General features: G+C 41.6%; 14 protein-coding genes. 7 read left to right on the top strand and 7 right to left on the bottom strand.

Going from position 1 to position 13,894, the window contains the following annotated elements; all coding sequences use genetic code 11:
* Positions 1–12: 12 nt before the first annotated feature.
* From motD to flhB, 7 genes are read right to left on the bottom strand one after another with little or no spacing between them, the layout of a single operon-like run.
* Entirely contained in the window at positions 13–831 is an 819-nt protein-coding gene (gene motD / locus M301_RS08660) for a flagellar motor protein MotD (protein WP_013148392.1), read from the bottom strand.
* A 25-nt stretch (positions 832–856) separates the two neighbouring features.
* Positions 857–1,597 carry a flagellar motor protein gene (locus M301_RS08655; RefSeq protein ID WP_013148391.1) on the bottom strand — a complete coding sequence of 247 codons (741 nt, stop codon included), beginning with the start codon at positions 1,595–1,597 and terminating at the stop codon, positions 857–859.
* On the bottom strand, positions 1,579–2,313 hold the full coding sequence (locus M301_RS08650; RefSeq protein WP_013148390.1) for an RNA polymerase sigma factor FliA: 735 nt from the start codon (positions 2,311–2,313) through the stop codon (positions 1,579–1,581). The genes M301_RS08655 and M301_RS08650 overlap by 19 nt, the downstream gene beginning before the upstream one ends.
* Before the next feature lie 14 nt (positions 2,314–2,327).
* The gene (locus M301_RS08645) at positions 2,328–3,164 is read right to left on the bottom strand and encodes a MinD/ParA family ATP-binding protein (RefSeq protein WP_013148389.1); all 837 of its coding nucleotides are present in this window, start codon (positions 3,162–3,164) and stop codon (positions 2,328–2,330) included.
* A complete protein-coding gene (gene flhF, locus M301_RS08640; protein ID WP_013148388.1) occupies positions 3,157–4,644 on the bottom strand; it encodes a flagellar biosynthesis GTPase FlhF in 1,488 nt (495 codons plus the stop codon). Before flhF ends, M301_RS08645 begins: the two co-directional genes overlap by 8 nt.
* A complete protein-coding gene (flhA, locus tag M301_RS08635) occupies positions 4,641–6,725 on the bottom strand; it encodes a flagellar biosynthesis protein FlhA (RefSeq protein WP_013148387.1) in 2,085 nt (694 codons plus the stop codon). The genes flhF and flhA overlap by 4 nt, the downstream gene beginning before the upstream one ends.
* Positions 6,725–7,909 carry a flagellar biosynthesis protein FlhB gene (gene flhB, locus M301_RS08630; RefSeq protein ID WP_013148386.1) on the bottom strand — a complete coding sequence of 395 codons (1,185 nt, stop codon included), beginning with the start codon at positions 7,907–7,909 and terminating at the stop codon, positions 6,725–6,727. The genes flhA and flhB overlap by 1 nt, the downstream gene beginning before the upstream one ends.
* A gap of 734 nt (positions 7,910–8,643) precedes the next feature.
* Here flhB and flhD point away from each other — a divergent pair.
* From flhD to M301_RS08595, 7 genes are all read left to right on the top strand, one after another.
* Positions 8,644–8,964, top strand: a complete 321-nt coding sequence (gene flhD / locus M301_RS08625; protein WP_013148385.1) for a flagellar transcriptional regulator FlhD — start codon at positions 8,644–8,646, stop codon at positions 8,962–8,964.
* 48 nt (positions 8,965–9,012) lie between these two features.
* Positions 9,013–9,570 (top strand): flagellar transcriptional regulator FlhC, encoded by a 558-nt coding sequence (flhC, locus tag M301_RS08620; RefSeq protein WP_041359404.1) that lies wholly within the window; start codon positions 9,013–9,015, stop codon positions 9,568–9,570.
* Between the two features lie 223 nt (positions 9,571–9,793).
* On the top strand, positions 9,794–10,567 hold the full coding sequence (locus M301_RS08615) for a class I SAM-dependent methyltransferase (protein WP_238524622.1): 774 nt from the start codon (positions 9,794–9,796) through the stop codon (positions 10,565–10,567).
* Positions 10,568–10,834: 267 nt separating this feature from the next.
* Positions 10,835–11,695 carry a flagellar motor stator protein MotA gene (gene motA, locus M301_RS08610; RefSeq protein WP_013148382.1) on the top strand — a complete coding sequence of 287 codons (861 nt, stop codon included), beginning with the start codon at positions 10,835–10,837 and terminating at the stop codon, positions 11,693–11,695.
* A gap of 41 nt (positions 11,696–11,736) precedes the next feature.
* Positions 11,737–12,672 carry a flagellar motor protein MotB gene (motB, locus tag M301_RS08605; RefSeq protein ID WP_013148381.1) on the top strand — a complete coding sequence of 312 codons (936 nt, stop codon included), beginning with the start codon at positions 11,737–11,739 and terminating at the stop codon, positions 12,670–12,672.
* A gap of 93 nt (positions 12,673–12,765) precedes the next feature.
* Complete coding sequence (locus M301_RS08600) at positions 12,766–13,314, top strand: hypothetical protein (protein WP_013148380.1); 549 nt, start codon at positions 12,766–12,768, stop codon at positions 13,312–13,314.
* Positions 13,315–13,479: 165 nt separating this feature from the next.
* Positions 13,480–13,848, top strand: a complete 369-nt coding sequence (locus tag M301_RS08595) for a response regulator (RefSeq protein WP_013148379.1) — start codon at positions 13,480–13,482, stop codon at positions 13,846–13,848.
* Positions 13,849–13,894: the final 46 nt, after the last annotated feature.

Below are 13,894 nucleotides of genomic sequence, written 5' to 3'. Positions count from 1 at the left end.
AAACTGATAGGCTTATTTTGCGATAGTTTGAGGCGTGATTTCTAGTGCAGCCTCTTTTTGATTAGGTGATTCGTAAAGAATCATAATTGACACACGCCGATTTTTAGCGCGTCCTAGTTCCGTATTATTCTCGGTGATAGGTTGAGTAGAGCCGAAGCCTAATGCGCTTAATCTAGACTCAGCAACGCCTGTATCACTCAACATTCTCACTACGCTACTTGCGCGCACGGCGGAGAGTTCCCAATTTGAATAGAATAGATCATTGTGAATGGCAATATTATCAGTGTGACCCTCTACCTGAATCAAGCGATCATTATCTTTGATCATCGGTGCAATCTCACTTAATACCGTTGATGCTGCGGCAGCAAGTTCGGCTGAACCTGGTGTGAATAATAAGCTGTCATTGATGTCGATACGAATGCCACGATTGTTTTGCATCACGCGTACTTTGCCATCATTAATAAGAGGTGAGAGTTTGTTGGATAAGTCTATGCCCATCTTTGTCATGGCTTCTCGTTCTCTGCGCATTTTTTCACTGTAAAGATAAGTCAGCGGAAGTGGCTTAATCAGCGAGCCTGCCTGATTTTGAGGCTTGCTCTTGATATTAGGGTTAAGACTTCCATTGGTTTTTAAGTGTCCCGCGCCACCATCACCCGTAAATGCCGTTCCCATGGATGACATCAGCTCGTTGTATTTACCTTGATTGACCGATGAGATTGAATACATCACCACAAAGAATGCAAAAAGTAGCGTGATGAAATCAGCATAAGAAACCAGCCAGCGGTCTGGGTTCTCATCATCATCGTCTAGAGGTTTTCTTCTGATTAGCATAGTGTTGGTATTTGTCTAAAATAAACTAACGAAGATAAGCCAGTAATCGCTCTTCAACGACTCTAGGATGATCACCACTTGCAATAGAAACCCATGCGTTTAACAGCATTTCTCTACGCATCATTTCGTGCTGAATCAAGCTTTTAAGCTTATTTGAAACAGGCAAGAACACCAAATTGGCTAAACCTACACCATAAATTGTGGCAACAAACGCCACGGCAATACCGCTTCCTAGCCTGCTTGGGTCAGATAAATTTTCCATCACATGAATTAAGCCAAGCACAGCGCCTAAAATACCGACAGTCGGTGCATAGCCGCCAGCTGCACTCCAAATTTTGGCAGCATTACGCTCTTGAATTTCGAAAAAGTGCATATCAATAGCAATCACCTGACGAATTTTCTCTGGTGGTGTGCCATCTATCATCAGTTTTAGGCCTTTTTGAATAAAGGGGTCAGTTTCTTTTTTTAAGTAAGTTTCCAGCATGAAAATGCCTTCTTTGCGAGCAAAGTTGCTCCAAAGGATGATGCGATTGGCAAGCGCTTGCCTGTCATCTAATGGTGGAGAGAATACTTGGCGTACCATCTTCAAACCAGCAATGAAGCTGGCAGTGTTGCTTTGTAGTAATACCGCGCCGAAAGTGCCGCACATGACAATCAACAATGCGGCAGGCTGTATGAGTGAGCTGATTTGCCCACCCTCAATGGCTTGTCCGAGTAGTATGCCGATTAAGGCAAGTACTAAGCCACCTAAACTGCTCCAGTCCATGATTTCTCTTTTAGATTTGAACGCAGCCTAGCTACCGCCTGACTATGTAATTGGCAAACGCGTGACTCAGAAACGTTCATCACAGCACCTATTTCTTTTAAGTTCAGCTCTTGTTCGTAATATAGCCCCATCAGTATTTTTTCACGTTCAGGTAGTGCTGTAATCGCACCTACTAAAGCTTCGCGAAAGTCGCCTTCCAGCAAGCTTTTAATTGGGTCGCCTGTTGTATCAGCATTAAACCGATCCAGAAAGTGCTCACCATTCTCCGACTCATGGAAATCTTCATAGTAAATCAGTTGATGTCCACTGCAATCACCCAGCATGTCGTAGTAATCACTTAGTGAAAGCTGTAGTTTTTTAGCCACTTCATTTTCTGTCGGCGGTTTACCTAACTGTTGTTCCAACTGACTAATTGCAATCTCTACATCGCGCATGCTCTTGCGTACGCTGCGCGGCAACCAGTCTGCACTGCGTAGTTCGTCTAGCATAGAGCCGCGAATCCTTTGTGCAGCATAAGTTTCAAATTGCGCGCCATGTGTGTCTTCATAGCGATTAATCGCATCGAGTAAGCCCATCATGCCAGCTTGAATTAAGTCATCTAGTTCAACACTAGGTGGCAGTTTGGCTTTAAGCTGATAGGCGAGCTTTTTAACCAAAACGGCATGCTTGTTTAGCAGCTCGTCTTTCTGGTCTTTTTTTCCATGGATGGTATACATAGTGAACCTTTAGCCTAATTGATAGATGCCATATGGTTAATGGCGGCGCTATCCTGTTTGTAATCTAATCGTTGCGCAATCTGCTTGAAAGCGGTTGAAGCGCTTGCTAATGGAAATGCATCAATCACTGAGCGACCAAGTTTGGCGGCACGGCTTAGATGGTCATCGCATGGAATCGAGCCAAAGAACTCAAGCTCGATTTGCATAAAGCGTCGTGCAACTTGCGATATATTGCGAAATACAATTTGCGCCTGAGCGTCAGTCGCGTTGTCTACAATAATGCCGAAAGAGCGTCTGCCCAGTTGACTGCAAATTTGTTTGATAAGCGCGTATGCATTCGTGATCGATTCGGGCTGACGCGTTAACTGAATAATGATTTCGCCATTATTAAGAATTTTTAGCGGCAATAGCTGATCTTTATTCAATGTAGCATCTACCAGCACGATTTCATATTGATGGGCTAACTCACCCAAAAGTTGATTAGTCAGCTCGCATTCATTACTATCCATCGCAAGATTAAATTGATTTTTTTGCATAAGCTTCCCAACATTAAAGCCATAGCTAGTGCTGCTAATGGCTTCAGATAGCGAAAGTACTTCGCTATTCATTTCAATAATCACATCAAATAATGAGGGTGATTTATCTACGCCATATTTAACTTCACGTGAATCCTGAGAGGCATGCACCACCAGCACATTGCTACCTTGGCCGAATATTGAAGCAGCCAAATTGGTCATCATGCGTGGTTGATCTTGTGTGCTAGCAGCAGAGATAATCGACACCACTCTTGGCTTTGGTGCAGCCATAATGCGGCGTAATCCAGCGGCTTGATCATGATGAAAGTTAGACATGGCTTAACCCCGCTAATTGAGATTGGATCGTGCTGCCAACAGTATTACCCATGACAAACGGTAGTTCATCACTCAAGAATTGGAATGGTTGATTGTTAATAGACTTAAGTTTTAATGCATGCTGAATCAAATAAGCTTTATTCGCTAGATGAATATCTTCTGGCACACGTTGGCCATTTGCCACATAGTACAGTTTTAATTTCTCTCTAATCACTACATCCAAAGCGTTACCTATTGTTGCCGCTTCATCCAGTTTAGTGATGATGCAGCCTTCTAAGCCTTTGCGTTTGTAGGCTTTAATGACATCGGTCAGTGTTTCGCCAGTGCTAGTTGCATTGAGACATAGTAATTTCTTTACTGGCATATTGGTGCTAGAAAGCATAGCGATTTGCTCTGCCACCATACGGTCGCGTTGGCTAACACCTACTGTATCAATCAGCACTGTATGTTTGTTTTTTAGCTCGTTAAGTGCGATTTTTAAATCAGCTTCATCTTTCACTGCATGCACCATCACACCAAGGATTTTGCCGTAGATTCTTAATTGCTCATGACCGCCGATACGATAAGCATCCGTGGTGATGATGCCTAAGTTTTCTGTGCCATGCTTCATGACATAGCGCGCTGCTAGCTTGGCTGTAGTGGTTGTTTTACCTACGCCTGTTGGGCCAATAAGAGCAAAAATGCCACCTTGATCTAATACTTCAGTTTCATTTTCTATCGTATTTAAATTGATACTAAGAATGGCTTTAATCCATGCCATTGCTTTTTCCTCACTTAGATTTTCAGGCATTTTTTCTGTGAGTTGTCTTGATAGCGCCGCGCTAAAGCCCGCAGATAACAGTGTGCTTAACATTTTTGATTTGATGGGGTCGCGCTGTTGAATATTGCCCCATGAAATGGCAGTGAGCTGCGATTCAATCACGCTACGCATATTGCGCATTTCATTTAGCATGTCAGTCATTTGTTGGCTAGACTGTATGCTAGGCAATGGGTTAGGGCTAGCAGGCTGACGAACAGGCGCTGCTGGACGACTAGCTTGTTGCATGGCTGGTTTTTGTGGCGTAGCTGGTCTTATTGGTGCAGTCGCTCTTGGTTGCGCAGCCTGTTTTTGAACTTCAGCTTGCCTATTCATGGCAGCGTTATTTTTTAATTCAGCACGTCTTACAATCTCGTCGTAATCTTCGATTTCAGCTGGCAATGATTCGCTGTTATCCATATGTGTATCAGCCGCTTTATTGCGATTGTTTTTGCTGAGTAAAGACAGCAGAGTAGGGGCATCATTACTCTCTTCACTAAATGAACGCTGTTGATTCTCATCTCTGGCAACCATCGCATTCATGTCTTCTTCTTTGAAAGCCATGATCTCATTGCCACCGTTCATCGCGCGGTTAGATAAAATGACCGCATTCTCTCCCAGTTCTTTACGCACCATGCTTAGTGCTTCCCGTGAGTTTTTTCCGAAAAATCGTTTAATGTTCATGCTGAACCTCCAATAAGACTAGTGACACGTATGGTTTTTGAATCAGGTAATTCGTCGTGCGACAACACACGAAGATGCGGTACAGCGCGGCGTAAGAATTTAGATAACGCAGCGCGAAGTGGAGCTGAAACCAGTAATACTGGCGTCATACCCATTTGTTCTTGTTGTTTAGCAGCAGTTTCGGCTTGTCTGGACAATGTTTCGGCCATGCCGGGCTCAATGGCTGATCCTGCGGTGCCATTGCCTTGCATCGCTTGAGTTAATAGGCGTTCAAGGTTGCTATCAAGCGTCATTACTGTGACTTCATTACCAGTAGGGAATAGTTGTTGCACGATGGCACGGCCGAGTTGAACGCGGACAACGGCTGTTAACTCACCAGTATCTTGTGTTTGCGTTGCGTATTCAGAAAGTGTTTCTACAATAGTGCGCATATCGCGAATATGTACACCTTCAGACAATAAGTTTTGCAATACTTTTTGAATCACTGAAAGTGACAATAGTTTTGGTGTTAAGTCTTCAACTAATTTTGGTGAATCTTTGCTGATATGGTCTAGCAATTGTTGTACTTCTTGGCGACCAAGCAATTCAGCGGCATGAAGTGAAATAATATGATTCAAGTGAGTCGCAATCACCGTACCTGCATCAACCACGGTGTAACCCATGTTTTGTGCTTCATCTTTAATGTTGCTATCAATCCACACAGCAGGTAAACCAAATGCTGGGTCTGTCGTCATAGTGCCAGGTAGTGGGCCTGATACCATGCCTGGGTCGATGGCTAAGAATTGAGCGTAATTAGACTCACCGCTAGCAATTTCCACACCTTTAAGTGTGATTTTATAGCTAGAAGGTTTGAGTTCTAAGTTGTCACGAATGTGCACAGTAGGTGCTAAGAAACCAACTTCTTGTGCGAATTTTTTGCGTAAACCTTTAATGCGTTTAAGCAAATCACCGCCTTGTGCTTTATCTACCAATGGAATCAAACGATAGCCAACTTCAAGGCCGATTAAGTCAACAGGCGTTACATCATCCCAAGTGGCTTCCTCTAGCGTTGAAACCACTTCAACTTTTTCTTCTACTACAGGTTCAGCATCTTCAACTTTCTTCTGTTCAGCGATGAAGTAAGCTACACCAGCCAATATTGCCGCCAATAATAAGAATGCAAAGTGCGGCATACCTGGAATGGCACCCATGCCGCCGATGATGCCAGCAGTGACATACACCACTTTTGAGTTTGAGAATAATTGTGTAACTAACTGACCGCCAATATCTTCATTATTAGCCACGCGTGATACCACCACACCGGCTGCCACTGAAATGATAAGTGACGGGATTTGTGCCACTAAACCATCACCAATGGCTAACATTGTGTAGTTTTTAACTGCATCGGCAAAGGCTAAATCATGTTGCACGATACCTACCACTAAACCGCCTACAATATTGATGATGATGACCATGATGCCGGCGACTGCGTCACCACGCACATATTTACTTGCACCATCCATCGCGCCGTAGAATTCTGACTCTTGGCCAACTTCAGCACGACGGCGACGTGCCTCATCTTCGCCAATCAAACCTGCGTTTAAGTCTGCATCAATCGCCATTTGTTTACCAGGCATTGCATCTAAGGTAAAACGTGCGCCAACTTCAGCGATACGGCCAGCACCTTTAGTCACAACTGTGAAGTTGATGATAGTCAAAATCACGAAAACTACGATACCGACTGTATAGTTACCGCCGATCAAGAAGTGACCAAAAGCTTCAATCACTTTACCTGCAGCGTCAGGACCATTGTGACCTTCAGCCAACACTACACGAGTTGAAGCCACGTTAAGCGATAAACGTAGCATGGTGGTCATGAGCAATACGGTAGGGAATGCAATGAAATCTAGCGCTTTTTTGGTTTGTAAGCCAATGAGCAATACCATGACTGAGATGGCGATATTGAAGCTAAATAACACGTCTAAAATAACCGCTGGTAGTGGCAATATCATCATTGCTAACAGCAAGATGATAATAGCCGGTGCCGCAATATTACGGCTTGCGAGCTTGTTCATCCAAGGTGGTAGGTTAAGCCCGTTCATTAGATGAATACTCCTGAATCTTCAATATCACTCACACTAGGCGCTGGTAATAGGCTATGAGGATCAAGCGCATCAGGTACAGCAAGTGTTGTTGGAATTTCTGGGTAGAAACCGCCATCCTTTTTAAAGATGCGCATTTGGAATACGTAAGCCAATATTTCAGCCACTGCTGAATATAAAGCTTCAGGAATTTCGTTACCAAGTTCGGTGTGTGCGTATAAAGCACGTGCTAATTTTGGTGACTCCATAATGAGTACTTTGTGCTCACCAGCAACTTCACGAATTTTCAGTGCCACTTCATCTGCACCTTTAGCTACGACAACAGGAGCACGCATACCTTCATCTTGATATTTAATGGCAACTGCATAATGGGTAGGGTTGGTAATCACTACGTCTGCATTTGGAATTTCAGACATCATTCTGCGTTTAGCCATTTCGCGCTGTTGTTGGCGAATTTTGGCTTTGATTTCTGGGTTACCGTCAGACTCTTTAGATTCTTGGCGAACCTCTTCTTTAGTCATTTTTAGCTTATTAGCGTAATGGTAAAGTTGGTATGGCACATCAATCGCAGCAATAAACACCAAGGTGCTGACGATGGTTAAGAAGCCAGTCAACATTAAACTTCCTACTTGAGCGATGCTGGATTTCAATGGCAACGTAGAAAGTGTAAGGATAGGCTCCATATCATGCGATATGACAACATATGCCACTATTCCAACGAGCATTACTTTTGCAATTGATTTAACTAATTCAACCAGCGAGTTTTTGGAGATGATGTTAGTTAAACCTTTAATGGGATTTAACCGGCTAAATTGTGGTACGAAGGCTTTGCCACTAAATATCCAACCACCTACTAGTACAGGTGCTGCAATAGCGACTGCTACTAAAATTAAAGCTAGCGGCGCGAATGCCGTTAATAAAGATGAAATCGAATCTGCTGTTCTCATGAGTAAGACAGTTGGCTCAAATGCTGCAGTTCGATCAAATTGTAAACCGGCACTCATTGTGGTTTTCAATGCTTGATTAAGATGTTCGCTCATGATCAGTATGGTTAAGCCAGCGGTGAAAAGCACAGTGACAGTGGCCAACTCGCGAGAGCGTGGCACATCGCCTTCTTTCCGAGCTTCTTCTAAGCGCTTGGAGGAGGCCTGTTCTGTTTTTTCTAAATCGCTGTCTTCTGCCATGACGATTCCTAAAGTTTGTTCAAATCAACATTCAAGTAAAAATATTCTTGTTACTTTGTTGACTACATGGGATGAATTATCAGGCGAATCAATGCGATTGCATCTTTGGAATAAAAGGGTGAAACCAGCCCTTTCTTGAGTGTCTGCGGTGAGATTTAAACTAATTAACCACCTTAAAAGCTGTTTTCTATAGATTATTTACTGAATTTTTATCAATAAATTCATAAACTTATAATTATTTTTAAAAATAATTAATATTTTTTCGAAATTTCCCTAAAGTTTTCTAAAGTGCTGCCGATAAATGTTTATTAGATGAAACCGAAATTGTTTTTACAAATTATTTTGTAATCGGATTAAAGAATTTGAAATGAATGCCGTCAATGTTCTTAACGTATTGAGTTTTATAGTCAAAAACTAATACGTAAACAGTGGTAACGGTGAAGCTTTGTAAAACTTTAGAAAATTTTTAGGATATTTTTTAGAATGAAATTACAGATTTAACACATTCTTACACACACTTTAACTATTTACGATTGGTTAAGTGATTGATATATATAGATTCCATTAGCCCCATGTAGGTGTTTGTAAGACAAACACCTACATGGGTGCGTCCGCTTATCCTACCGAATTAACCGACAAACCCTAATTGTTAAGATATGTTAATAAGCTCAAAGTACAACCCATACGCGCAACACATTATTTACAACCGAAGTAAAAATGAATGGGGAAATAAAATGAACGAATTTGAAATGATGGCAGAAATTAAAGATGCAAACTTAAACTACTTAATGTTGGCACAGCAGTTAATCCGTTCAGATAAAGCCACTGCAATTTTCCGCCTAGGTATCAGCAAAGACATCGCAGATTTGCTCGAAGGTTTAAGCAACTTACAGTTACTTAAACTCAGTAACGCAAACATGATGCTAGCACGTTTCCGTTTTGATGATAGCGCAATTTTGGGCATGTTAACAAATTATACAAAAGATCGCGCACAAGCCCACTTGCATACTGCTGTTTTAATGGCAGGCCAAAATGCCGAAGCAATGGCACATTAATCACATGAGTTAGCGAATAGCGTTTGACTTTAAGTTAAGGGGAATATGATGGAAAAGAAAAGTGTAGTGAATGAAGCAGAACAAATCCAACTAGCAATTAAAATGATTAAACTAGGTGCTAGATTACAACTTCTGGAATCTCAAACAACCTTATCTCGTGAACGCTTAATCAAACTTTACAAAGAGCTAAAAGGCGTATCTCCACCAAAAGGGATGTTGCCATTCTCGACTGATTGGTTCTTAACTTGGCAGCCAAATATTCACTCATCAATTTTCTTTAATATATACAAATTCATGGTGGATTACACCGATGAAAAAGGCATACACGCCATCATTAAAGCTTACAGTCTTTACTTGCAACAAGTGGAGCAAGAGGGCGAAGAAGAGCCAGTATTGTCAATGACACGCGCTTGGACATTGGTACGTTTTGTTGAAAGCAAAATGTTGAAAATGCAAAGTTGTAATTGCTGTGGCGGTAGTTTTATTGTGAATAGCTATGACTTAAATCACAAATATGTATGCAATTTATGCCATGTGCCTTCACGTGCAGGTAAAACTAAAAAGGCTAAAGAATTAACTTATAAGTTAGTCGCTATTCCAGCATAAATATTGAGTGAGCGACTTGTTATAAAACGATTTATTGACAATATCAATCATGCAGAAGGTGTTCAATAAGTATGGTTTGAAATATGACGTTAAATCTAGTCTGGCACAATCGCGGTTAGAGTATAAGGCTCAACCTCAAAAGCGAGTAGATAAGCAATCATTTTATAAAGAGTCATTGTTAAAGAGTGCTGTCAATAAGTTACGAATGACAGTTAGGCCAAATATGCGATTAGTACCAGCAACACTTGCGGTGTTGATTCAATGTGCCGCGTTGCTGATAGTAGCCGCAGTAATATGGATAGTAAATTTTGCTGTTACAGTCTATTTTGGCGCTAATTTAAATATTTCAATTTTTACTTTAGTGCTGATGCAGGCACTATTTGCCGCGACACTTTCTTATCTCGCAGGCATGGCAACTTGGTGGCGTTGGATACACTTATGCTTTCCTCTCACCGCGTGGATTATGTTTCAATGGCATATCCCAAATGCAGTTTATCTTGTCGGTTTCGTTATCAGCTTGAGTCTATTTTGGACGACATTTCGCACTCAAGTTCCATTCTTCCCATCTCGCCCTGTGGTTTGGCAGCAAGTAGCCAACATCATTCCGCAAGATAATCCTGTGCGTTTAATTGATATTGGCAGCGGCTTGGGTGATATGTCTATGTATATGGCTAAAACAAGGCCAGATAGCCAAATTGAGGGCATAGAGATTGCACCATTACCTTGGGTGATTAGCTTTATTCGTGCCAAATTCCGCAGGTCATCTGCCAAATTTATTTTGGGTAATTATCAGGCGCTGGATTTTGCAAATTATGATGTCATTTTTGCTTATCTATCACCAGCAGCTATGCGCATGTTGTGGGATAAAGCCAGCAAAGAGATGCGCCCTGGCAGCCTGTTAATCAGTCTCGAATTTGAGATTCCAGGCGTGCCAGAAAATATACGTATTCTCGGCAATAAAAACACGCCAGAAATCTATGTTTGGAAAATTGCATAGCCGACCTTAGTGCTTATTTACTAGCGGATCAACTTTTTTTAATCTACACAGTTTCCATCTTCAAGCTTTGCCGCTAAGCGCTGTTTTTTCCCATCTTTACATCTATAGCTTAGTTCTATTGCTAAGTACTAATCACAATATAAGGCTAAAAACAGCCCTTTATTCCACAGATTGATTTGCATAGTTGCTTGATATTCTGAACCTAATTAGATAGCCGTAATTATCTAGCACTACAAATTCTATTGATCAGGTCTGGAGTAATTTAACATGTTTGTCATTATCGGATACGTTGTGATATTGGGCACAATTTTTGGTGGCTATGCCTTGGGCGGCGGCCATTTAGGCGGATTGTGGCAACCCTTAGAGTTACTCATGATTTTTGGTGGGGCACTGGGTGCTTTTGTGGTTGGTAACGATATTAAAGCACTTAAAGCAACAGGTAAATCACTCCCGACTTTATTTAAAGGCTCTAAATATAATAAAGCGCTATATATGGATTTGCTGGCGATGTTATTTGAGATTCTCGCCAAAATCCGCAAAGACGGGATGATGTCGATCGAAAACGATGTCGAAAATCCAGAGGCAAGTCCACTTTTTAGCAAATATCCAAAACTATTACACGATCATCATCTAATCGAGTTTATTACTGATTATTTGCGTCTGATGGGTTCAGGAAACATGGATGCTTTTCAGATTGAAACATTAATGGAAAGCGAAATTGAAACGCATCATATGGAAGGTCATGTGCCAGCACATTGCATTGCCAAACTTGGCGATGCATTGCCAGCGTTCGGTATTGTGGCAGCGGTAATGGGGGTAGTGCATACCATGGGGAGTTTAGATAAACCGCCACCTGAATTAGGCGAGATGATTGGTCATGCATTGGTTGGTACGTTCTTGGGTATTTTACTGGCTTATGGTTTCGTTGGCCCACTTTCAGGCTTGTTAGAGCAGAAGCTAGAAGAAAGCACCAAGATGTATAACGCCGTAAAAGTCACACTTATTTCTAGTTTAAATGGCTATGCACCAGCGATCGCCGTCGAGTTTGGCAGAAAAATTCTTTACTCAACAGAACGTCCAGGTTTTGCCGAACTTGAAGCACACATTAAACAAGCTAAAGGCAAATAACTAATTGTTAAACAGAACAATGACTGAATACGGAGCATGTAATGGCTGAAGAACGCGTAAGACCGATTATTGTTAAAAAGATTAAAAAAGGTGGAGGCGGTCACCATGGAGGCGCATGGAAAATTGCTTACGCTGACTTTGTAACAGCCATGATGGCATTCTTTCTATTAATGTGGCTGCTTGGCTCTACATCAAAAGAGCAAAAAGCCGGTATTTCAGATTACTTTAATACTCCTTTAATGGTTGCATTGACTGGTGGTACTGCAGTTGGTGCGAGCGACACCTTAATTAAGGGTGGTGGCGGTAAGGATTTTACTAAAAAATCTGGACAGGTTAAGAAGATAGACGGGGCTGATGGTAAGAAAACATCGATTGATGCTGAAGAGGCCAAAAAAGCTTTAGAGCAAGCTGAAAAAGTGAAACTAGAAGAGCTGAAAAAGAAAATCGAAAAAGCGATTGATGACAGTCCAACTTTAAGTAAGTTTAAAAACCAGTTGTTGCTGGATATTACTTCTGATGGCTTGCGTGTGCAGATTGTGGATGAGCAAAATCGCGCTATGTTTAACTCATCAAAAGCTGAAATGCAGCCTTATGCCAAGCAGATATTACAAGAGCTGGGTAAAACTTTGAATGACGTACCGAACAAAATCAGCCTGTCTGGGCACACTGACGCAACACCGTATCCTAATGGTGAGAAGTCTTACAGCAATTGGGAGTTGTCATCTGACCGTGCTAACGCATCTCGCCGAGAGTTGGTCGCTGGAGGTATGGATGAAACTAAGTTACTAAGGGTGGTTGGACTTTCTTCTGCGAGTTTGTTTAACAAAGAAAATCCGTTCGATGCGACCAATAGGCGTATCAGCATCATCATTATGAATAAACAGGCTGAAGAGAATGCATTAAAAGATGGCGCAGCAGTGAATGTGCCTTCTGACTCCAATTCAGCTGATATCAGCACAGCAATCAAGAATCCATAATGATATTTGCAGGTTGGAAATAAAAATTCGAATTGATTAGTTTAACTGGTCGTATTCACTAAATTGAAATACAGCACTTTGGAGCATGATGAGATGGACATGAAAACATTACCAACTACTGAATTAAGAAGCTTGCTTGCCACGGTTGCAGACCATGGGAAGCAACACCTAGTGGAGGTTGAGGCTGATTTGCTACAAACCACCTTTTTACTTAGTGAAGCTATTGAAAAGCTTGGTGTGAGTTTTATGGCAGTGCACGAAGCTGTTACAGCTCAACAAGCTGTACTCAATAACTTAATGTTGACCCATCAATTTGACACCAATGAAACAAAGAAATTAGAAGATTTTAAGACAAAAATAGGTGAAGAGGTGAATGCCGCCGTGACCGGCTTGCAGTTTCAAGATCTCACCAGTCAGTTGCTGACTAGAACGATTAAACGAGTGAATGGCTTAAAAGATTTGTTGCATGAATTAGGTAATCACAGCGATGAGATAGACCCCGAACATGAGCATGAAGAGATTGCTAAATTTCTAGATGAGATGAGCCACAGTTTGCATGCTGGAAGTCGAGCGCTTTCTGGGGGTTTAAGACGCTCAGTCGATCAGCAAGATATGGCGACAGGTGATATTGAACTTTTTTAACAAAATGACTGAAAATTAATTAATTTCTGTCGTTAAGTAGTGTGAGACAAATTTAATTAAGCCTAAATGATAGTAAGTAAAGCGCGATAAGAAAAATGGTTTAAGTAGTTCTGGTGATTTATTAACAACGTGCAAGATTAATAACGAAAAAAGTGAGTGAATGAAATGGCAAAAACAATTCTAGCAGTAGATGACTCAGGTTCTCTTCGCCAGATGGTGGCATTTAGTCTTAAAGCCGCTGGCTATGATGTAGTGCAAGCTGTAGATGGCCAAGATGGCTTGGATAAAGCAAAAGAGAAGACAGTAGATCTTGTACTGACTGACCAAAACATGCCAATTATGGATGGACTGACGTTGATTAAAAACTTGCGTGACTTAGGTTCATATCAAAAAGTGCCAATTTTAATGCTCACCACAGAGTCAAGTGATGAAATGAAAGCTAAAGGCAAAGCTGCTGGCGCCAATGGCTGGTTAGTAAAACCTTTTGACCCAAAACGCTTAATTGAAGTGGTACAAAAAGTGATTGGTTCTTAAGTATATTTGTAGGAGGGGTGTTTGACGCCGAATTTGGACTATTCAC

Origin of the sequence: Methylotenera versatilis 301, assembly GCF_000093025.1 — a bacterium.
In the GTDB taxonomy this organism is placed as follows: Bacteria; Pseudomonadota; Gammaproteobacteria; order Burkholderiales; family Methylophilaceae; genus Methylotenera; species Methylotenera versatilis.
This window is presented reverse-complemented; position numbering and strand designations above follow the sequence as displayed.

Coding starts and splice junctions, on each gene's coding strand:
- motD (WP_013148392.1), bottom strand. CDS start 831: ATGCTAATCAGAAGAAAACCTCTAGACGATGATGATGAGAACCCAGAC.
- M301_RS08655 (WP_013148391.1), bottom strand. CDS start 1,597: ATGGACTGGAGCAGTTTAGGTGGCTTAGTACTTGCCTTAATCGGCATA.
- M301_RS08650 (WP_013148390.1), bottom strand. CDS start 2,313: ATGTATACCATCCATGGAAAAAAAGACCAGAAAGACGAGCTGCTAAAC.
- M301_RS08645 (WP_013148389.1), bottom strand. CDS start 3,164: ATGTCTAACTTTCATCATGATCAAGCCGCTGGATTACGCCGCATTATG.
- flhF (WP_013148388.1), bottom strand. CDS start 4,644: ATGAACATTAAACGATTTTTCGGAAAAAACTCACGGGAAGCACTAAGC.
- flhA (WP_013148387.1), bottom strand. CDS start 6,725: ATGAACGGGCTTAACCTACCACCTTGGATGAACAAGCTCGCAAGCCGT.
- flhB (WP_013148386.1), bottom strand. CDS start 7,909: ATGGCAGAAGACAGCGATTTAGAAAAAACAGAACAGGCCTCCTCCAAG.
- flhD (WP_013148385.1), top strand. CDS start 8,644: ATGAACGAATTTGAAATGATGGCAGAAATTAAAGATGCAAACTTAAAC.
- flhC (WP_041359404.1), top strand. CDS start 9,013: ATGGAAAAGAAAAGTGTAGTGAATGAAGCAGAACAAATCCAACTAGCA.
- M301_RS08615 (WP_238524622.1), top strand. CDS start 9,794: ATGCGATTAGTACCAGCAACACTTGCGGTGTTGATTCAATGTGCCGCG.
- motA (WP_013148382.1), top strand. CDS start 10,835: ATGTTTGTCATTATCGGATACGTTGTGATATTGGGCACAATTTTTGGT.
- motB (WP_013148381.1), top strand. CDS start 11,737: ATGGCTGAAGAACGCGTAAGACCGATTATTGTTAAAAAGATTAAAAAA.
- M301_RS08600 (WP_013148380.1), top strand. CDS start 12,766: ATGGACATGAAAACATTACCAACTACTGAATTAAGAAGCTTGCTTGCC.
- M301_RS08595 (WP_013148379.1), top strand. CDS start 13,480: ATGGCAAAAACAATTCTAGCAGTAGATGACTCAGGTTCTCTTCGCCAG.